19 protein-coding genes are annotated in these 18,940 nt (G+C 35.4%); 6 read left to right on the top strand and 13 right to left on the bottom strand.

All coding sequences use genetic code 11. The annotated features are described in order from the left end of the window. Both LC418_RS20610 and LC418_RS20615 read left to right on the top strand, forming a co-directional pair. On the top strand, nucleotides 1-815 hold an 815-nt coding region (locus LC418_RS20610; protein WP_223560481.1), incomplete at its 5' end, for an ATP-grasp domain-containing protein. A 112-nt stretch (nucleotides 816-927) separates the two neighbouring features. Continuing rightward, nucleotides 928-1,428 (top strand): hypothetical protein, encoded by a 501-nt coding sequence (locus tag LC418_RS20615; RefSeq protein WP_223560482.1) that lies wholly within the window; start codon nucleotides 928-930, stop codon nucleotides 1,426-1,428. A 65-nt stretch (nucleotides 1,429-1,493) separates the two neighbouring features. On the opposite strand, the gene LC418_RS20620 is transcribed toward LC418_RS20615, so the two are convergent. Further along, on the bottom strand, nucleotides 1,494-2,525 hold the full coding sequence (locus LC418_RS20620; protein ID WP_223560483.1) for a threonine aldolase family protein: 1,032 nt from the start codon (nucleotides 2,523-2,525) through the stop codon (nucleotides 1,494-1,496). Nucleotides 2,526-2,610: 85 nt separating this feature from the next. Between LC418_RS20620 and LC418_RS20625 the strand changes: the two genes are divergently transcribed. Further along, the gene (locus LC418_RS20625) at nucleotides 2,611-3,264 is read left to right on the top strand and encodes a metal-dependent transcriptional regulator (protein ID WP_223560484.1); all 654 of its coding nucleotides are present in this window, start codon (nucleotides 2,611-2,613) and stop codon (nucleotides 3,262-3,264) included. Nucleotides 3,265-3,383: 119 nt separating this feature from the next. Here the strand turns inward: LC418_RS20625 and LC418_RS20630 are convergent, their stop codons facing one another. From LC418_RS20630 to LC418_RS20685, 12 genes are all read right to left on the bottom strand, one after another. After that, nucleotides 3,384-3,800, bottom strand: coding sequence for an EamA family transporter (locus LC418_RS20630; protein WP_223560485.1), 417 nt, complete (start codon nucleotides 3,798-3,800; stop codon nucleotides 3,384-3,386). Between the two features lie 22 nt (nucleotides 3,801-3,822). Then, nucleotides 3,823-4,554 (bottom strand): phosphatase PAP2 family protein, encoded by a 732-nt coding sequence (locus LC418_RS20635; RefSeq protein WP_223560486.1) that lies wholly within the window; start codon nucleotides 4,552-4,554, stop codon nucleotides 3,823-3,825. An 80-nt stretch (nucleotides 4,555-4,634) separates the two neighbouring features. Next, nucleotides 4,635-5,225, bottom strand: coding sequence for an HD domain-containing protein (locus LC418_RS20640; RefSeq protein WP_223560487.1), 591 nt, complete (start codon nucleotides 5,223-5,225; stop codon nucleotides 4,635-4,637). A gap of 19 nt (nucleotides 5,226-5,244) precedes the next feature. Further along, nucleotides 5,245-7,662, bottom strand: coding sequence for a TonB-dependent receptor (locus LC418_RS20645; protein ID WP_223560488.1), 2,418 nt, complete (start codon nucleotides 7,660-7,662; stop codon nucleotides 5,245-5,247). Nucleotides 7,663-7,672: 10 nt separating this feature from the next. After that, nucleotides 7,673-8,056, bottom strand: coding sequence for a PepSY-like domain-containing protein (locus LC418_RS20650; protein WP_223560489.1), 384 nt, complete (start codon nucleotides 8,054-8,056; stop codon nucleotides 7,673-7,675). Between the two features lie 95 nt (nucleotides 8,057-8,151). Next, on the bottom strand, nucleotides 8,152-8,898 hold the full coding sequence (locus LC418_RS20655) for a COG4705 family protein (RefSeq protein WP_223560490.1): 747 nt from the start codon (nucleotides 8,896-8,898) through the stop codon (nucleotides 8,152-8,154). Nucleotides 8,899-8,945: 47 nt separating this feature from the next. Beyond that, on the bottom strand, nucleotides 8,946-10,232 hold the full coding sequence (locus LC418_RS20660) for a sensor histidine kinase (RefSeq protein WP_223560491.1): 1,287 nt from the start codon (nucleotides 10,230-10,232) through the stop codon (nucleotides 8,946-8,948). A gap of 4 nt (nucleotides 10,233-10,236) precedes the next feature. Then, a complete protein-coding gene (locus LC418_RS20665) occupies nucleotides 10,237-10,914 on the bottom strand; it encodes a response regulator transcription factor (protein ID WP_223560492.1) in 678 nt (225 codons plus the stop codon). 118 nt (nucleotides 10,915-11,032) lie between these two features. Then, nucleotides 11,033-12,199, bottom strand: coding sequence for an aminotransferase class V-fold PLP-dependent enzyme (locus tag LC418_RS20670; RefSeq protein WP_223560493.1), 1,167 nt, complete (start codon nucleotides 12,197-12,199; stop codon nucleotides 11,033-11,035). A gap of 134 nt (nucleotides 12,200-12,333) precedes the next feature. Beyond that, a complete protein-coding gene (locus LC418_RS20675) occupies nucleotides 12,334-13,473 on the bottom strand; it encodes a hypothetical protein (protein ID WP_111960990.1) in 1,140 nt (379 codons plus the stop codon). Nucleotides 13,474-13,500: 27 nt separating this feature from the next. Continuing rightward, the gene (locus LC418_RS20680) at nucleotides 13,501-14,403 is read right to left on the bottom strand and encodes a TssN family type VI secretion system protein (protein ID WP_223560494.1); all 903 of its coding nucleotides are present in this window, start codon (nucleotides 14,401-14,403) and stop codon (nucleotides 13,501-13,503) included. A gap of 54 nt (nucleotides 14,404-14,457) precedes the next feature. Then, nucleotides 14,458-15,375: a type VI secretion system baseplate subunit TssG gene (locus LC418_RS20685; RefSeq protein WP_223560495.1), complete on the bottom strand. Its 918-nt coding sequence runs from the start codon at nucleotides 15,373-15,375 to the stop codon at nucleotides 14,458-14,460. Between the two features lie 397 nt (nucleotides 15,376-15,772). Here LC418_RS20685 and LC418_RS20690 point away from each other — a divergent pair, with 397 nt between their 5' ends. From LC418_RS20690 to LC418_RS20700, 3 genes are all read left to right on the top strand, one after another. Next, nucleotides 15,773-16,564 carry a S1/P1 nuclease gene (locus LC418_RS20690; RefSeq protein WP_223560496.1) on the top strand — a complete coding sequence of 264 codons (792 nt, stop codon included), beginning with the start codon at nucleotides 15,773-15,775 and terminating at the stop codon, nucleotides 16,562-16,564. Between the two features lie 355 nt (nucleotides 16,565-16,919). Continuing rightward, complete coding sequence (locus LC418_RS20695) at nucleotides 16,920-17,786, top strand: sigma-70 family RNA polymerase sigma factor (RefSeq protein ID WP_099767369.1); 867 nt, start codon at nucleotides 16,920-16,922, stop codon at nucleotides 17,784-17,786. Between the two features lie 555 nt (nucleotides 17,787-18,341). Next, on the top strand, nucleotides 18,342-18,935 hold the full coding sequence (locus LC418_RS20700) for a hypothetical protein (RefSeq protein WP_223560497.1): 594 nt from the start codon (nucleotides 18,342-18,344) through the stop codon (nucleotides 18,933-18,935). The last annotated feature ends 5 nt before the right edge of the window (nucleotides 18,936-18,940 follow it).

Below are 18,940 nucleotides of genomic sequence, written 5' to 3' on the forward strand. Positions count from 1 at the left end.
GAGCTTATAACATCGGGAACGGGGTGAAAGAAGAAATGGATAAAAAGTTTTATAGCGCCGCAATGGGCGAGATCCGCAACACGCTTTTCGGATTTATAGAATCTGTAGATGCTTATGCATTGGGGAAACCGGGGATTTACAGAAGGCTGGACAGTAAAGAAGAGCAGTTGAAAATTGCCGTTAAACTAGGCCTTAAAATTCCTGAAACCTGCCTTACCAACAATCCTGAAGAAGCCAGACAATTCATCCTTAAGCATCAGAATGTGATAGCTAAAATGCAGACCGGTTTTGCTATCTATGAAGACGGTGTGGAAAATGTGGTTTTCACCAATGTGGTTAGCGAAGACAAGCTTGAAGAACTGGATTCATTGGTATATTGCCCAATGCAGTTCCAGAAAAAAATAGAAAAGAAAAAAGAATTGCGGGTTACCATTGTTGGGCAGGATGTCTATGCATTTGAAATAGATTCCCAGCAGTCCGAAGATGCAAAGGTGGACTGGAGAAAAGACGGGGTAAATCTGCTTACCAAATGGGTAAGAACAGAACTTCCTTCAGGTATTGAAGCTAAGCTTCTGGAGCTTTTAGATCTTTACAATGTAGATTATGGTGCTATAGACATCATTGTTTCTCCCGAAGACGAATACTATTTCATCGAGATCAATGCTGCAGGAGAATTTTTCTGGTTAGATAATTTAACGGAAGAAAACCTGATTTCCAAAAGTATCGCAGACGTTCTCTGCGACAAAGCGCCAAGAAGAAATAATAGGATATTCAATGATAATCATTCATTATATAATGCTCAATTAAAAGAATAATTTTCTTTTTTTATGTTTGAAATAAATTTTTATTTACTGTAAATAGTAGTTAATATTTAAATACTATTCCTAATTTAGTACATTGAAATTTGAATTTATAATAACATTAGGTATGAAAAAATTAATCTTACTAGGGTCATTATCGGTTTTTTTGATGAATTGTAATAAAAAAACAGAAACACCGGCTCCAAAAACTGAAACTGATACAGCAGCTGTCATTGAGCCTGTAGTAGACACACTTGGGCCAAAATCATTCTGCTATATTGGTGTTACAGGAAAAGACAGTGTTTTTGCCTCTATTGATGATAACCTGGGAACCATTACCGGAAAATTAGCTTATAAAAACAATGAAAAAGACAGCTCTAAAGGAGATATAACCGGCTTTAAATCAGGAGACACCCTGAGATTAACTTATGAATTTCAGTCTGAAGGAACAAAAAGCAAAAGAGATATCTTCTTTATTCAAAAGGACAATACTTTAACGGAGGGAATTGGTGATCATAAAGAGGAAGACGGACAGTCTAAGTACGCTGATGAAAAAAAGATCAGCTATAAGGACGGGCAAAAACTGGAAGCTGCAGACTGCAAAGTGGTTGTAAAAGCTTTAAAATAATATAAAAATTAATTATACTACATTATTGAAAAAGGTGGCCTTGAAATTCTCAGCCACCTTTTTTATTAAAGCTCTTTCCGGATGATCTCTATAAAACGTTCTACCGCTTCATCCCCTGTATTCCAGGAAGTAATAAGGCGAATGGCAGAAGAATTTTCATCCATCTTTTTCCAGACAAAAAATTCAAAATGTTCTGACAGGATTTTAATAAGATCATTATTCATAACAGGAAATATTTGATTCGTATAAGTATCGGCAAGAAATTTTACTCCTCTTTCTTTCAGAGCATTTTTAATCTTCATTGCCTGCTGGTTGGCATGTTTTGCCAGATCAAAATACAGATCATCTTTCATCAGTTCCATAAACTGAATTCCAAGAAGGCGTCCTTTGGCCAGAAGCGCTCCTTTCTGCTTGATATTAAATGCAAAATCCGGTTGTAAAACCTGATTATTAATGACAATGGCCTCTCCTATCAATGCTCCGTTCTTTGTTCCGCCCAGGTAAAAAATATCCGTCAGTTCCGCTACTCTTTCCAGCGTAAGATCACTGATTTCAGAAGTAAGACCATGCCCCAGCCTGGCCCCGTCCATAAACAGATACAGCCCGTTCTTATGGCAAAAATCAGAAAGCTCTTCCAGCTCTTCAGCCATATAAATTGTTCCCAGCTCCGTAGAATTTGATATATACACCAATTTTGGCATGACCTGATGCGGAATATTGCTGTGGCTTTCCAGAACCGGAACAATGTCTGAAGGCTTAAGTTTACCGTCTGCAGTTTCAATGCTTAAAACTTTGTGACCTGTAGCTTCAATAGCTCCTGTTTCATTATTCAGAATATGGCCCGGTGCTGCAGATATTACACATTGATATGGCCTCAGAACCGAAGAAATCACAATCAGATTGGCCTGTGTCCCTCCGGAGACCAGATAAACTTCTGAATCCGGCTTATTAATTTTTTCTTTGATCAGTTTTTTTGCCTGCAAAGAATATTCATCTTCACCGTATCCGGCCTGCTGCTCAAAGTTAGATTTTAAAAGTGCTTGTAGAATATTCGGGTGACATCCCTCGGAATAATCGTTTTTAAAAGAAAATTTCATAGGGTAAAATTAAAAAAAGTTAAAATAACAAGGCCCGATTTTACATAATATTTTGTTAGATTTGTATTGAAAATCATCTAACATTTTGAGAACAACATTAACAGAAGAAAATTATCTGAAGGCTTTGTTTCATCTAGTTGACAATGAAGGGAAAGTGACAATCAATGAGCTCAGCAAATTTTTAAACGTAAAAATGCCGAGCGTCAATAACATGATGAAGAAGTTTGCCGACAAAAAATGGGTTGTCTATGAAACATACAAACCCCTGCTAGTGACAGAAAACGGAAAACGTGAAGCTGCACTGGTAGTACGCAAACACAGGCTTACCGAAATGTTCCTGGTAAAAAAGATGAACTTTGGCTGGGAAAATGTTCACGAGATCGCAGAACAGCTGGAACATGTCCATTCACAGATTTTTTTCGATAAAATGGACGAAATCCTGGATCATCCTAAATTTGATCCCCACGGAGAGCCTATTCCTGATAAAGACGGAAATATTATTGCACAGGATCTGCAAAAACTGAGTGTTTGCAAAGTTGGAGAAACGGTAATATTTGCTTCGGTTACACTTTCAGATGATGGCTTTTTAAGCTATTTAAATGAAAGAAAACTGCTTCTGAACACTAAGATCAAAATCGTTAAAATTGAGGATTTTGATAAATCAATGACCATAGAGATTGGAAATTCTAAAGAAATACTCAGCAGAAAAGCTACAGAAATAATACTGGTGAAGAAATAAAATACTTGGTGGCTTCGCGAGCGTCGGCCACCAGATTTTAATATCCGGTTCAAACCAAAATGGGACAAATTGTTTGTTTCAGATTATAATTGATTGATTTTAAGTGTAGCCAGTCATCACTATTTCATAGCAAACACAATAGTTCCACTGATAATTAGCAGAGCTCCGATTGCTGTTTTTAGCGTTAATGTTTCTTTAAAAAATAATACCGATAAAATGATGGCTATTGCAACACTTAGCTTATCTACAGAAGCAACCTGTGATACTTTTCCGATCTGCAATGCTTTGAAATAAAACAGCCACGATAATCCTGTTGCCACTCCTGAAAGAATCAGAAATATAAGGTTCATTTTTGATATCGATCCAATATCCTTTACTTCACCTTTTATAAATACAATACTCCAAACCACAACAAGAATTATGATGGTTCTTATACCAGTTGCAAGATTAGAATTGATGCTGGATACTCCCATTTTGGCAAAAATAGCTGTGAATGCGGCAAACAATGCCGACAATAATGCATAATAAAACCACATGTTTTGATAATTTTAAAATTATTTAAAAAGTTTTTACGAAGCCTATCCCTACGCTTTTATCCTGATAAAATGGCATTACCATGGTTTCTGTACTTTTATTCTGACCTCCCAACAGATTATTAATCTTAGGATATAACCAATAAGCCAATTCTGTGGAAAGTATCCCAAAACCTGCACCTGCTACTACATCTCCTACCCAATGTTTATTATTCAGCATCCTGTAAACTCCTGTAAAAACAGCAAACGAATATCCTGAAACTCCCAGCCAGAAATTCGTGTCCTTATATTCTCTGAACATAAATTGTGCAGAAGCAAATGCAATGGCTGTGTGGCCTGAAGGAAATGATAACTTATTGGATTGATCGGGTCTTTCTTCCTGAACAATATGTTTTAAAGGAATTGTAACTGCTGATGTGATCAACATTGAAGTTCCATAGATAATGCTCCTGTCTTTAAAACCATGTTTTCCCTTTACTCCGGCTGCATTTAATCCATAAACCAGAACTGCAGGTGCAAACTGAGTATAATTATCCAATCTGATATGATCAGGCTTGTGTTCATTGATTTCATCTCTGGTGGAGAAGTTCAATTGCTTAAGGCTATTAACGGACAAACTGGCGACTCCGTAACCAATAAGTGCGGCAGGAATGATTAATCTTTTATAATTTAAATGACTTTCAGTATTCAATGCAACAATACTGTCTTTCTTTGGCTCCTGAACCTGAATGGTATCATTGCTTGTTTGTGCAGTCATTTTTCCACAAGAAAAAATCAATATGGAAAGGCAGAATGCTGTTTTTTTAGTGAATTTTGACATCTTAGTAATAATGGATTTTAAATTTGTTCAGAACAGTTCATTAATTGAACATTCACTTCTTTAAATTTGGTAAGTATTTTTTTACCATAATCCGTATAATATTCATGATCTTTAAGAAAATTATAATTCTTTACCAACCATTCTTGATCTGTATAAGCCAGTCCAAGATATATTTCAAACTCTTGTCGTATTGCTTTTTCATACTTAGGATAATTCGGAAGTGCCAAATGATATAGATCTGCATCGCACAGCACTTTTTCAATTAAAGAAGAAGGTTTTGGCGGGTATTTTGTAGAATCAATACAGTTTAAAACAGTATCAACAAAATCTTTTTCGCATCCGAAATTTTCTAAGAAATTCTTTGCTATTTTTTTACTTTCTTCCTCATGACCAATATAGAGATTTGCATATCCGCAGTCATGAAACCATGCTGCAACCAATAAGACAGTCATACTTTCTTCCGACAGATTGCTTTGTGTACCAATTTCCCGTGCTGCATCCACTACATTATAGGTGTGGCCGATATCGTGAAAAGAAAGATTTTCAGAAAGGTTTTCCGAAAGAAATAATATCATATACCTGTTTACAGACTCTAGTAAATTATTCATGTCAGCATTGAGTTTTTTATTAAAATTTATAACTATAACCTAATCTTACAACCTGTGTTTCATAATAATCATTGCTTGTATAAGCAAAACTATTTCCCTGGATTTTTTTCTTGATTGCCATGGTGTTCAGCAAATCGGTTGCATTCAAAAATATTTCTCCTTTTCCGTTTTGAATTGATTTTTTCACCCCCAGATCCATTGAAAATCTCGAACCTGTTTTCCCTTGCGGAATAATATCCGGAGCCAGATAAACTGCAGTTAATTGTGCATCAAACCCCATAGAAAATTTAAAAATGTTATTCAGTTTTACATTTCCGGAAATAGCTGTTTCCCGATTGGCAAAAAATATATTGGACTGCGGATAAAGGTTCTCCACCGAAAATGCATCAATCTGATTTCTGTAAATATTTCCATTAATATTAAAAGAATACGCTTTCGAAACTTTTTGATTCCAGATCATTTCCACCCCTGAATTATAACTTTTTCCGGCATTTTGAAATACAGCATAAATCAGGGTACTCTCAGGAACAATACTTGAGATTCTGGTAATTGTTCCGTTAGCAAAACGATGGTATAACGCTGAATACAGATAGCCGTTACTCCAATTATATTTGTGCCCCAATTCAATTGAATTAGTAAACTGAGGTCTTAATTGCGGATTTCCCACCTTAATGATTTCGGCATCGTCATATTTAGGGAATATTCTGATATCAACTTCATTCGGCCGGTCCACTCTCCTGTTATAAAATACAGATAACTTGTTGTGATCGTTTAATTTATAAGCCAGTCTTAAGTTTGGAAACGGCTGTGTATAATTATAACTGTCACTTTTATATGTCGGATGATTGGGATTCACATCGTACTGAATTTTCACATATTCCAGTCTTACACCAAGTTCCGCTTCCCATTTTTCGTTTTCGAAAATATAATTGCCATAAACAGCAGGAATCAACTCTGTATAATTTGCCCAACCTCCTGCATTGGCATCCAAAACTGAGTTTATACCGGGAATAAAGTTCATATTTGTAGGAATACTTCTGTTTCTCAGTTTAATTCCTGTTTCGATGCGTCCATATTTCAGAGGTTTCACATAATCAATATTAAAATCATAAACCTGTTCGTCAGATAATAATTTAAAGGCATCTGTTCCTGTTGAAGCCGGCAAATAATTGTCGTAAAAATATTTCTCATCCTCTCTGTGAAATGTGTAATTGAATCCGATATTCAATAAATGCCCTGCCTCTTTGAACTTATGCTGATAAGAAGCTGTTGCCATTATTGTGGTTTTCAATTCATCTTCCAAAAACTGCCAAAGCCTAAGACGTTGAGATAGATCTCCGTTAAAAAATGGTTGGTCTCCATGATCTATAATTTTCTCACTTCCGTACAGCCCTGAAACCGTTAGTGTGTTGTGAGAATCAATATTCCAGTCAATTCCGGCTTTTGTAGTAAGATAATTTGTATTTCTGTTTCTTTTTAGTTGTGACTTAATGACCGTTCCGTCATCATAAGTTCGGGTTACAAATTCATTTTTATTAAGCGTTTCCGTATATAAATTATCTGCCTGGAGAAAAATATTAACCTTATCTTTTCTGTAATTTAATGAAACTGATGGGTTAATTTTTGGCGTAATAGTATATTGAGGCCTTATCGTTGGCAGATTTTCTTTTCTCACCCAATAAGAACCCGTACCGTACGTAAAACCAATTTTCCCGTTCCAGCCGGTCTGTTTATTTTTCTTCATCATAATATTGATGATTCCTGCATTTCCGTTGGCATCATATTTTGATGAAGGATTGTTGATGATCTCAATTTTATCAATCGCAGAAGCCGGAATATTATCCAGTCCGCTCTGACTTCCGAAGCCAGTTAAAGCTGTTTGTTTGCCGTCAATTAAAACTGTTACTTTATCATTTCCACGCAGCTGTACTTTTCCTTCCTGAATGGTCACGCCTGGTAAATTTTGCATGCTTTGCAAAACAGAACCTCCGCTTTGGCTGATATTATCGGAAACAGAATATGTTTTTTTATCGAGCTGATCGCTGACTTCATTCTTTTTAGAAGCTGTTACAACGACTTTCTCAATTTTTGTTTCTTTTTCTTCCTGCGGTTCAAGTTCGATAACCGGAATTTCCAGAAATTCTGAAAGGCTTCCTACAAAAAGTGTCTGAGTCTGCTTTCTAAATCCCGAATGTAAAAACTCCAGCTGGTAGTTTCCGGGTTTGATTCCCGTTAATGAAAATCTGCCTTCTTCATCGGTTATCGTTCCGGCAATAAATGCAGTGTCTTTTCTTGCAATTACATTTACATATGACAATCCTGACAGTCTCAGTTTATTTTTTACATTTCCGGAGATTGTAACAACAGCCACCTGTGCAAAAGCGATTGAAGAAAATAGCAGCATTACTAAAAACGGTAACAGCTTGATCCTATTCATCTTATTCAGTTTAGTCTTTTTTTTCCTTTAAGAATTTTCCTTTATTGTCGAAAATCAGATCTTTTCCGCTTATTTCTGCTTCATAGGTAAGGATGCCTTTTGCATCTGTAATTTTCGCTGCTCCTTTTATATTCTGATTAGGGTAATTTTTGTTGATATATGCTTTAATAAGTGCAGAAAGAGAGTTACTGCTTATTTCTGTTTCTGTTTCAAGAATGTTACCTGAAGGAGTGATCACAACAGAAGTCTCCGTTCCTTTTATCCTGAAGCCTGCTTCATAATTACCATCTTCCTTTTCCCATTTTATCTCTCTGGCCGTTGGAAATTGTTTCTGAAAACCTTTCTGAACAGATGCAGGAACATCTTTCTGCTGAACTTTTTGTGCATTAACCAAAGCTACAGCTGTAGGAATACTAACTTTTTCATTTTAATTAAATTTTTAATTTGTAAAGCAATATTCAGGAATGAATTAGAATAAATTTTGAATTTTTAGTTTTGACTATCTTTCTTTTGCTTTTGATGTAAAATAATAATCATCAGAAATAACAGACCTAAAGAAACTAATGAAGCATATAGTGTACTGAGATTTAATCCACCTTTTAAAAGAGGCTTAGTAAGAAAATCCCCGAAAGTTGCTCCAAACGGCCTTGTAAAAACAAAAGCGACCCAAAACAGCAGTACATGATTGAGCTTTGTAAAATAATGAAGCAGAACAACAATAAGTATGACAGCACCCGTGATCAAAGCTCCGGCTAAATAGCTATATCCTAAATTATCACCCAGAAAATCTCCAAACGCTGTTCCCAGACTGTTGGAGAAAAGAATAGCTATCCAGTAAAAAATTTCTTTATTTCTTTCAAAGACCGGATATACTTCAAGAGTATTATATTTTTTATACCATAAGAAAAGCGTTATCAGAAGACCGCTTACCAGTATTAAAGTCCCCAATAAATACCCGGTTTTCAGAGTTCTGTCTATAAAATCAGAAATTTCTGTCCCCAGTGTGGTCGTTCCTATAATTACCAGCCAGTAAATGACCGGAATATATTTTTTTACATTCAGCTGTATTGAAATAATGATGATGAAAAATAAGAGGGTAATTCCTATTCCAACAATATAGCCGAGGTTAAGTGTCATAGAAATAAAATCTCCCAAAGTTTCCCCCAGTGTAGTTGCTGTTATTTTCATCAGCCAGAAAAGTAGGGTTACAGCTGCTACCTTATTTAGCATTTTCATATTTTTCTTACAAATCTGATATACAATTTTGTAGAAATTTGGAATGCTTAGAACAGGACAGAAAAAATATGCAGATTATTTTCGAATTTATAGCTGATTTTCCATTGATGAAATTTGCAAATTTCACTGATTATTGCCAATCCTAAACCACTGCCGTGATGATCAGCTGAAAGCTTGGAAAACCTCTTGAATAAAAATTTTGTATTTAATTTTTCTGTTCCGGAATTAGTAACTTCAAGCCCATAATCTGTCAGTTTCACCGAGATTGATCCGTTAGGCAAAGTATGGCGAATTGCATTCAGTATCAGATTATTAATAAGGACTTCCGTTAAACCAGTGTTTCCACTTACTTTTACATTTGATGAAATATTTTCATTAACTGCAATGTTTTTTTGATCAAAATGTTCCTGTAATATTTCCATACTTTGATGCAGTAAACCATCAAGTTGAATAATTTCAGAATTATCAAACTGGCTATTGTCAATTTTGGCCAGCAACAAAAGGTTTTTATTAATTCTGGAGCTTCTTGTCAGGGCCCTGTTCATTTCTTCAGCAATGTGATATTGTTTTTCTGTGAGATCTTCGTCTTGTAGTAAAATATCAAGTTTGTTTTTAAGAATTGCCAAAGGAGTTTGCAACTCATGAGAGGCATTTTCTGTAAATTCTTTCTGTGTTTTAAATGCTGAAATATTATGATCGATCAGTTTACCTAAAGATTGATTAAGTTCTTCAAATTCTGTTGTATCAGTTTGATCAAATTCGATTTTTGTCTGGTTGTTGAGATTAAATGTTTTAAGCTTCTCCAAAGTATTTCGGAATGGTTCCCAGACTGAAGCTGAAAGCCTTTTGTTTAGAAACAATAAACCAATAACGATAATAATAAAGAAGAAAATGGTTATCAAAGCAATAGCAGATACGGTTTCCTGAGATTCTTCAATATTAGTTTCAACGGTAAAAAGGAAAGGCTTATTATTAATATAAATCACTTTCATTAAACATCTATATCGTTCTGTTTCAGGTTGTGATGCAAACGTTTTCTGCTTCTCTACAGTAAAAAACACATCTTTTTTCAGACTATTGTATAGTATTTTTTTAATATCGGTTCCGGGTTGGATCTGATTCCAAAGCACTAGACTTTTTTCTAATTCCTGATCAGAAAGCTTCAGACTATTAAATTCATAAGCCGTTTTTTCTGCGATTGTCGCATTATGTTCATCTAATTCACCCTTCCAAATGGTATCAATTACAAAATAATATACAGGAATACTAATGACCAGAATAATAAGGACATAAATAATGAATGGCTTTGTAGTCTTGCTTAATAATGGTTTCATAGGTTTAGTTACTTTCCCATTTATATCCCGTTCCGTACACCGTTTTCAGATAATGATCACATCCGGCATCGTATAATTTCTTTTTCAGATTCTTTACATGTGCATATACAAAATCATGATTGTCCAGCATATCTGCAAAATCACCGGACAGATGTTCTGCTAAAGTGCTTTTGGAAATTACTTTATTTTTATTTCCTATAAAATAAATCAACAGATCGAACTCTTTTTTCGTAAGAGTAATTGTCTTATTATTAATTGAAACAGTTTTGGCTAAAAGATCGATCTCTACTTCATTCTGCCTTACAACATTTGAATTGTTGAATTGTTTTCTGCGGATAATAGAATAGATCCTGGCCATTAATTCGGAAAGATGAAAAGGTTTGGTAAGATAATCATCAGCACCCAGCTGTAAGCCTCTTACTTTATCATCTAAAGCGTTTTTCGCAGATATAATAATAACACCATCCTGTTTATTTTGCTTTTTCAGTTCTTCTAAAATAGTAAGTCCGTTTCCATCAGGAAGCATGATATCAAGCAGAATACAATCATAATTAAAAGTCTCTATTTTGTCCATTGCGTCACTAAATGTCGTTGCAAACTCACATAAATAGTTTTCTCCGTAAAGATATTCGGAGATACTTTTTGCCAATTCTGTTTCGTCTTCTATTATTAAAATCTTCATTTTTACAAATCTATAGTTCAATTTTGAAGAAATTCTGAATTAATTGTTTGGTGTAGAATGATAAGAGATTAAAGCTCCTATGCAACCAGCAACATCATGCCTGATTTTTGGTTTAAAGTCAATATTCCAACATTTTTATCACACTTTCAATTTCATCAGCAGTATTAAAGTAATGCGGCGACAGACGAATAGCCCTATCCAGATTTTTCAATGTAAAATCAATGAGTGCATTGCTTTTATTGCTTACTGAAAAATACACATTGTTCTCTTTCAGTATTTTATAAATATTTTCAATATTACCATCTGGGGCACAGAAAGTAACAATATTGCATAAGTTGTTGCCCTGATCCAATATTGTGAAACCCTTATTATGAAGCCCGGCCCTTAAACTTTCCGCCAGTTTTCTATTGTAGTTTTCGATATTCTGCAGACCAATTCCGTTTGCATATTTTAAAGCTTCTGTAAATCCTAAAAGCGAACTGATGGAAGTTTCCCAGTGTTCAAATCTTTTTGCAGTTTTAAGCAGTTTATAATCATCGAATTCTGTCCATTCTGCACCTGCCATGTCCAAAAATACCGGAGCCATATTCCTTTCTAAAACCCTGTCCGAAACATATAAAAATCCTGTTCCTCTAGGCCCTCGCATGAATTTCCTGCCTGTTGTAGTCAGGAAATCACATCCTATTTTTTCAACATTCACAACCAGCTGGCCAATGGACTGGTAGGCATCAACAAGGTACAATACATCATACTGACGACAGATTTTACCTACCCCTTCCACATTCTGGATCAATCCGGAATTGGTCGGAATATGGGTGACCGCAACGAGTTTCGGATGGTATTTTTTGATTAGATGTTCAAGGTCTTCCAGATCCAGCTCATGGTCGGAAAGATTTTTCATCCTAATCAGCTTAACTCCCCGTTTTTTCTGCAGTGAAAAGAAAGCCATCTGATTCGAAATATAATCGTCATTGGTTGTAATAATACAATCCCCATCCTGAAATTCAATGCTGGACAGGGCTTTAGCGTAAGCATCGGTAGAACTGACCGCGAAAGCAATATTATCGGGCTGAGTATTGATAAGCCTGGCTGCTTCTGTATAGAACAGGCCGAGCCTACCCGCAGTCCTTTCTGCTGCACCATAAGCGCCATGCTGCTGTTCCAAAAAAATATAATCAGTCATTGTTTTAACTACAATTTCCGTCATCAATGATCCTCCGGCACTGTTTAAAAATATTTTATCTGCACAACCAGCCGTGTCTTTTCTTATGGTATTTAGATCCATGTTCTATTTTATTTTGAAAATCTTTATTACCTATGTGAACTGATAACTTGTCTTACATTCTACATCTTTTGATATTTTAAGCATAAAAAATCCCGAAAATTTCAGTCCGGGATTTATATTCTTAGTCATTTTTATTAATCTAAAACACTCCAGCCTCTTTTTGGGTTGGTATTGGAAGAAACTTCCTGTTCGTTAACAATGATGTTTTCTTTTCTCTGACCGATATAGTCAAGCTCACTTAATTTAGAGAAAATAATTTCCAGACTGCGCAGCATCTGCTGGATATATAATAATGGCTCTCCGCAATTATGATGGTCATAATTGGTTTCTGCTACAATAGAAAGTTGATTCAGTAAGGTATGCGGGGCAATTTCACTCCACTCCAGGCTGTAGTTCAGCATTTCTTCCAACTCTGCAGGAACCAGAAGCTGGGTTGAATTGTAAAGATGAAGGGCCAATTTTGCAAATGCCTCGATCAAAAATACAGGCGGTTGCCATGGAATAATGTTTCTGAACTGGAAATACATATCCCCAAAAGTATTCACCATGGTAGTACATAAGAACTTTACGTTCTGCGCCAATGCTGTATTTTGGTTTTTATGAGATGCTTTCTGAATAATCTTAAAGGCATACTGCTGCAGATTTCCTATTGATTTGGCATAGCTGCTGTAGTAATCTATCAGAGCAGGATGACTCTGGATAGAGGTACACGGCGGAATAAAATTAGAATCTACCTGGGCAATATTGGCTCTCAAATCTACTTTTCCGATGATAAGGTAGTTTCCTCCGGAATAACTGCTGTTCAGTGAAGTAACCGGAAGAAGCTCGATGTGATGATTTGGCTGTGCGTTTGGATGACGGGGCGGAATTTCCTCCGGGTCAATATCCCCAAAAGGTACCTTATCAAAAGGATTTACAGAAATCAGGATATAATAATCACCGTCTGCCTGCTCCTCGCTCATAGATTTTGCCAGTGACTTCACGCTTACTCTCCTGTCGCTCAAATCGATACGATAACCCGCCATAGTAATGGCGCTGCATCTTTTGATCACAAGTTGCACGTCATTGGTAGCAGTATTATGAACATCAAATATTGTTTTGTCCGTAAATTCATTAGAAATAGGCAAAAGCCCATAATTATATGTGTTGATTCCCAGTGAGCTGGAATCTCTTATCGTGTCAATTAAAAAATTATCCTGATCATTAAGGTGTCTCTGGGAAACTTTCATCCCGTCTACCCAATTGATCGCAAAATGCTTAATAGGCTGTATCATAGTTAATACTTTTTAAATTTTCTGTGATTATGATTTTTTCAATACTCCTTCTTCCTCATGCTGGATCACTCTTTTGCAGATTACCACTTCATTTTCTGAAATGCTATTCGTAGAGATATCCTGGTCGAAATCAATATATTTTCTAAAGCTGAAAAACGATTTTTTGGTGTAAAAAATCCAGTAATAAGGCTCTTTTTCTGTATCTGAAAGATGAATAATAGAATTGGGATTTTTATGATTATAGTCGTCCACTACCCTGTAGAACCAGTCTCCGAAAGTAACCCCGGTCGGAAGGGTTTTGGCTTTGATCCTAAATCTGTTTGCATCTTCAAGATTTTTGCTCAATTCAACATTTAATACCATTAATCGGTCAAAATCCGCCCCTTCAAAGTCCGGAAGTTTTTGGTCAGGAGAATATCTCCAGGTTTTATAGATATCAAAAGGAATGCTTATAAACTGTACGTAGCAGTAATAAAATACCATTGGAACAACAAAGATCAGCATACTTGTGGCAGCCATTACAGCATAGCCTGCGCCCTTACTTATCCAGCTAAAGATCAATGTAAATAAATATCCTCCGAAAGCAATACACGTTAATGAAAGTATAGATTCAAACAAAATGCTCATTCCTACAGAGTCAATATGCTTTCTGAAATACCTGTGCAGTAAATTAACATGAATAATACCAAAAATAAGATAAATAACCTGTGCAATAAGGTACCAGTAAGGATTAAAGAGGTTTTTTGCAAAACCAAAAAAGCCTGGTAATGCAAGACATAAACCGCACAGAAGGACATATATAATAATTACTTTAATTTTGATCGCAGGTTTGTTTCTTCTGATAATCCCAAGAATGACCATCAAAATCACCGCGATTAAAGGCATTAAAATATACCTTAAAAAAATACCTTTTACTGATGAAATTTCCATTAGTTTCTTTTCAAATTTATACTTTGTTGGTAGTTGTAAATATAATAAATTATTTTAGAGAAATGTAGAGTATCCGAGACGGCTGGCATTTCTTTCATCGTCCTCAAGACTAAATGAGTATTCCTCTTTTTCGGTAATAAAATTTTCCTCCACGTCTACCGTTACCGGAAGAAAATAATCATATAAAGCCTGCAGAATATTTCTGAACGGGCTTCCGGAAATATACTTTTTCATTTCTGTATAAGGAATCGGGCCTATGTTCACTACCCAGTTCCGCTGTCCATCCATATGTCTTCCGCTGGGAATATAGGTAACCCCCAGTTTTGAGTTTCCTAACAGCATGGAATCGTCATTTCTTTCTATCCTGTCAATAATATTCGGGGCAAAAGTAACCTCCACCGGTACCTGAAGGAAAGCGGTCATACATCTTTCAAACCATTTTTTATCCCCTCTGATCTGGTGAAAGAAAGGTAAAATATAAATAAAAATATAGGCATTCTGCTTATCAAGCAATTTTATAAGAGGCCAGAGCTCGCTTACTGTGTCCAAAAGGGTATCGGTACTGCTTGAAATATCAAATTCAGATTCCTTAAGCAGGGAACTAATTTCCGTAAAAAAAACTTCAAGCTCGAAAGGACGGAAAAATTTCCTCGCATCCTCCTCCACTTTTTTCTGCTTCCGAATTTCACGCACCACAGAATCTACATTCTTTCTAGAAGCTCCCAGAGACGGCGGATGAAACAGCCCTTCCGGAAGATAGTCATAAATACCCTCTCTATAGGTTTCTATGGTGAACACTTCCTCATCAAATCCCAAATAGCTGCTTGAAATACTTTTGATATCCTTAAGATAAGCCCTGTCATTGATCCCGATTCGTTCTATAAATATATTGCTTACTGCCCGCTGATACTTCAAAAGATTTACCGCTACGGCTTCAGCTTTGAAGTCGGTCTGCAACTTATTGTAATACATGTCTACAATATTATTCTCATGCATAGTGTTTCCTGTGATTATGACTTGTAAAGATAATATATCTCATAAGTTTGAAAAAATAATTTGGCAATAATTTTATTTTAAAAATACTAATTTATTGGCACTAAAAGGAATATTCCATGACAAATTCCGTAAAAATACGGTAATAACGGCTCATTCATGTTTGAGATCGCAGGTTTAAAGTTAAATTGATCAGCTGATAGGCAGACTTTTACACCTGTTTTTTCTGTATTTTTAATATTATTTAGAATTTTGTCCCCCATTTATTTATTTAGATTAATTTTTATTAACATTTTTTGAAACAAGAAAATGATGATAATTGATACAGGTTCGGAAACCGGGACGTATCTTTGCAGCTTGTAAAATGTTATTTATAATGAAAAGTATTTATTCTAAAATTCTGATTTTAGCATTCATTTCATCTTCACTTTATTCTTACGCATGGGGGCTTACAGGGCACCGCATCATTGCAGAGATCGCAGAGAACCATCTGTCGGGTAAGGCAAGAAGAGAAATAAGAAAAATAATGGGTAAAGAACGTCTTGCCTATTGGGCAAACTGGCCGGACTTCATTAAATCTGATACTACAGGAGTCTGGAAACAGGCTTCATCATGGCATTATGTAAATATTGATCCTCAGTCAGATTTTAAAGCTTTTGGCCAAAACCTGAAAATGCAGGCAGGTCCAAGCCTTTATACTCAGATAAACACTTTATCCAGCCAGATTAAAGATGAAAAAACCTCTGAAAAGGACAGAAAAATTGCACTGATCTTCCTTATTCATATTATGGGAGACCTTTCCCAGCCTCTTCACGTAGGAAGAGCCGAGGACCTTGGAGGAAACAAAATTAATGTAACCTATTTCGGAGACAAAACCAATCTTCATTCTGTATGGGACGGAAAACTGGTAGATTCACAGAAATACAGCTATACGGAATATGCCAATCTTTTAGACATCAAATCTAAAGAAGAAGTCAAGCAGATTCAGGCCGGAACTGTAGAAGACTGGCTGTATGATTCTCATAAAATAGCGAACAAAATCTACGCACAAACTCCAAACGATTCAAAATTATCGTACGACTATCAGTATAAATTCAATGATACGCTTGAAAGACAGCTTCTTTACGGTGGATTGAGACTTGCAAAACTTTTGAATGATTTGTTTTAATGGTTTTGAGTTTCCAGTTGCTGGTTGCTGATTAATAATTCAAGTCATAAAAAGGATTTTTAATTTTTTATGATTTATTCTTCAATATAAAAGCGGGACTTCGGTCTCGCTTTTTTATTAAGCCTGAGATTTAGGTTAAGGCTAAGATTAAAAAACGACCATTCAATCTTTATACCTGCATACCCCGTCTGATATCTGACATCTCCTATCTTGATTCATGGCTCTTGGTTCTTGGTTCTTTACCTTCAATCCTGACCTTCCATTACTATATTTAAAAAATAATTAAAACTGGTGTAACCTTTTTATCACTTCATACGTATAATATATAGTAACTCTTTTTTGAGGATAAAAATAGATGAGACAATTAAAAATCACTAAGCAGGTAACCAACAGGGAAACTGCTTCATTAGACAAGTATTTGCAGGAAATTGGTAAAGTGGAACTGATCACTGCGGACGAAGAAGTAGAACTGGCACAAAAAATACGTGCAGGCGACAGAGCAGCACTTGAGAAATTAATCAAAGCCAACCTTCGTTTCGTAGTTTCTGTATCTAAACAATACCAAAACCAAGGTCTTTCTTTACCCGATTTGATTAATGAAGGTAACCTGGGACTGATGAAAGCAGCAAAAAGGTACGATGAAACTAGAGGTTTCAAATTTATCTCTTATGCGGTTTGGTGGATTCGTCAGTCAATTTTACAGGCTCTGGCTGAACAGTCAAGAATTGTAAGGCTTCCGCTGAATAAAATCGGCTCCATCAACAAAATTAATAAGGCATACGCTCACCTTGAACAGGAAAATGAAAGACCACCTTCTCCGGAAGAATTGGCTGAAGTTCTTGACATGAGCGAGGAAGATATTAAAGAATCTATGAAAAACTCCGGAAGACACCTGTCCATGGATGCACCTTTAGTAGAAGGTGAAGATTCTAATCTTTATGATGTATTGCGTTCAGGAGAATCTCCAAGTCCAGACAAAGATCTGATGCTTGAGTCTCTTCAGATTGAAATCGAAAGAGCATTGAATACTTTGACGCCTCGAGAGGCTGACTTAGTAAGATTGTATTTCGGACTGAACGGGAAACACCCGATGACTTTAGAGGAAATCGGTGAAACTTTCGATCTTACAAGAGAGAGAGTTCGTCAGATTAAAGAAAAAGCAATTAAGAGACTAAAACATAATACCAGAAGTAAGATCCTTAAATCTTATTTAGGTAAATAATTTTTAGCGTAAAAAACAAGTAGCGGAGTCTGTTTTCAGGCTCCGTTTTTTATTTTTGTATTATGAATACAGATGTTTGCTTTTTGATCGGAGGAATTATTTTATTCTTTATCTTAATTAATGTCCTACTCTATTTTTATCATAAAAATAGGCATGCACTTTTTTTCAGGGATATAAAAGGCAGAAACTATACTTCAATCAAAAATATTGAAACAAATATTAAAAGCTATTCAAAAATAGGGGCAAAACTTACCTACTATAAAGCAGAAATCGTTTTTTTAGATCATGAGATCTTTATTATACCTTTTAATAAACCCATTTTACAATTAATCCATAGTCCTTAAAATTTTCCTTACGTTTCTCTACGATTTAATACTTCTTTTAAGAAAATACGAAATGATATACTGGAAATAAAAGGAGATACGGGCCTGGGAAATTTTAAAATTACTTTGAATTTTAAACACAAAAACTTTGATTTACATTCAGCTGTATAAAGAATGTAACAATCTTTAAAGTATGTTCAACTAATAAGAGATAAAACCAAATCTAAAAACTATGAAAAAAATACTTTTCGCCTCTGTTTTAGGCCTATCACTGCTTTCTTGTAAAGAAAATAAGTCCAGAAATGCCCCAGCTGTAGAAAATGCCGTTGACAATGCAGAATCGTCGGTCTCAGGTTCTTTAAAAAGCTACCGTAAAGATAATATGATCGATCAAATTTATTCCGAATTGATCAAAAATGATAAAAGTTTAAAAGCTCTTGACGACAAGCTGATTCAATTATCTGAAGAAAACGGAAAAGTGTTAGCTATCTATGGAGAAACACTCCAAAAATCCGAGTCTTTTTATGCTGATGCCTATTATCAGGCCGGTACCATTAAAGATTCTCTCTTAAAACAGAAGCTGGAAAAAGAAATAAAAATCAGCTCTGATATGTATGATTTGAAAATCAGCAAGGTAAAAGAACTGATCGCCAAAGTCAATACAAACAATGATGATATCAATAACCTGTACACTGCTTTTAAGATCAGAAAAACACTTCCTGAAATTGAAAAATACCAGAATGCACATCCTATGAAAACGGATCAGCTGGACAATTTCATCAACAAACAGAACCAACTGCTTAACGAACTGAAAAATCTGAAATAAAAAAA

The organism is Chryseobacterium lathyri (assembly GCF_019970085.1).
Taxonomy (GTDB): domain Bacteria; phylum Bacteroidota; class Bacteroidia; order Flavobacteriales; family Weeksellaceae; genus Chryseobacterium; species Chryseobacterium lathyri.

Coding starts and splice junctions, on each gene's coding strand:
- LC418_RS20615 (WP_223560482.1), top strand. CDS start 928: ATGAAAAAATTAATCTTACTAGGGTCATTATCGGTTTTTTTGATGAAT.
- LC418_RS20620 (WP_223560483.1), bottom strand. CDS start 2,525: ATGAAATTTTCTTTTAAAAACGATTATTCCGAGGGATGTCACCCGAAT.
- LC418_RS20630 (WP_223560485.1), bottom strand. CDS start 3,800: ATGTGGTTTTATTATGCATTATTGTCGGCATTGTTTGCCGCATTCACA.
- LC418_RS20635 (WP_223560486.1), bottom strand. CDS start 4,554: ATGACTGCACAAACAAGCAATGATACCATTCAGGTTCAGGAGCCAAAG.
- LC418_RS20640 (WP_223560487.1), bottom strand. CDS start 5,225: ATGAATAATTTACTAGAGTCTGTAAACAGGTATATGATATTATTTCTT.
- LC418_RS20645 (WP_223560488.1), bottom strand. CDS start 7,662: ATGAATAGGATCAAGCTGTTACCGTTTTTAGTAATGCTGCTATTTTCT.
- LC418_RS20655 (WP_223560490.1), bottom strand. CDS start 8,898: ATGAAAATGCTAAATAAGGTAGCAGCTGTAACCCTACTTTTCTGGCTG.
- LC418_RS20660 (WP_223560491.1), bottom strand. CDS start 10,232: ATGAAACCATTATTAAGCAAGACTACAAAGCCATTCATTATTTATGTC.
- LC418_RS20665 (WP_223560492.1), bottom strand. CDS start 10,914: ATGAAGATTTTAATAATAGAAGACGAAACAGAATTGGCAAAAAGTATC.
- LC418_RS20670 (WP_223560493.1), bottom strand. CDS start 12,199: ATGGATCTAAATACCATAAGAAAAGACACGGCTGGTTGTGCAGATAAA.
- LC418_RS20675 (WP_111960990.1), bottom strand. CDS start 13,473: ATGATACAGCCTATTAAGCATTTTGCGATCAATTGGGTAGACGGGATG.
- LC418_RS20680 (WP_223560494.1), bottom strand. CDS start 14,403: ATGGAAATTTCATCAGTAAAAGGTATTTTTTTAAGGTATATTTTAATG.
- LC418_RS20685 (WP_223560495.1), bottom strand. CDS start 15,375: ATGTATTACAATAAGTTGCAGACCGACTTCAAAGCTGAAGCCGTAGCG.
- LC418_RS20690 (WP_223560496.1), top strand. CDS start 15,773: ATGAAAAGTATTTATTCTAAAATTCTGATTTTAGCATTCATTTCATCT.
- LC418_RS20695 (WP_099767369.1), top strand. CDS start 16,920: ATGAGACAATTAAAAATCACTAAGCAGGTAACCAACAGGGAAACTGCT.
- LC418_RS20700 (WP_223560497.1), top strand. CDS start 18,342: ATGAAAAAAATACTTTTCGCCTCTGTTTTAGGCCTATCACTGCTTTCT.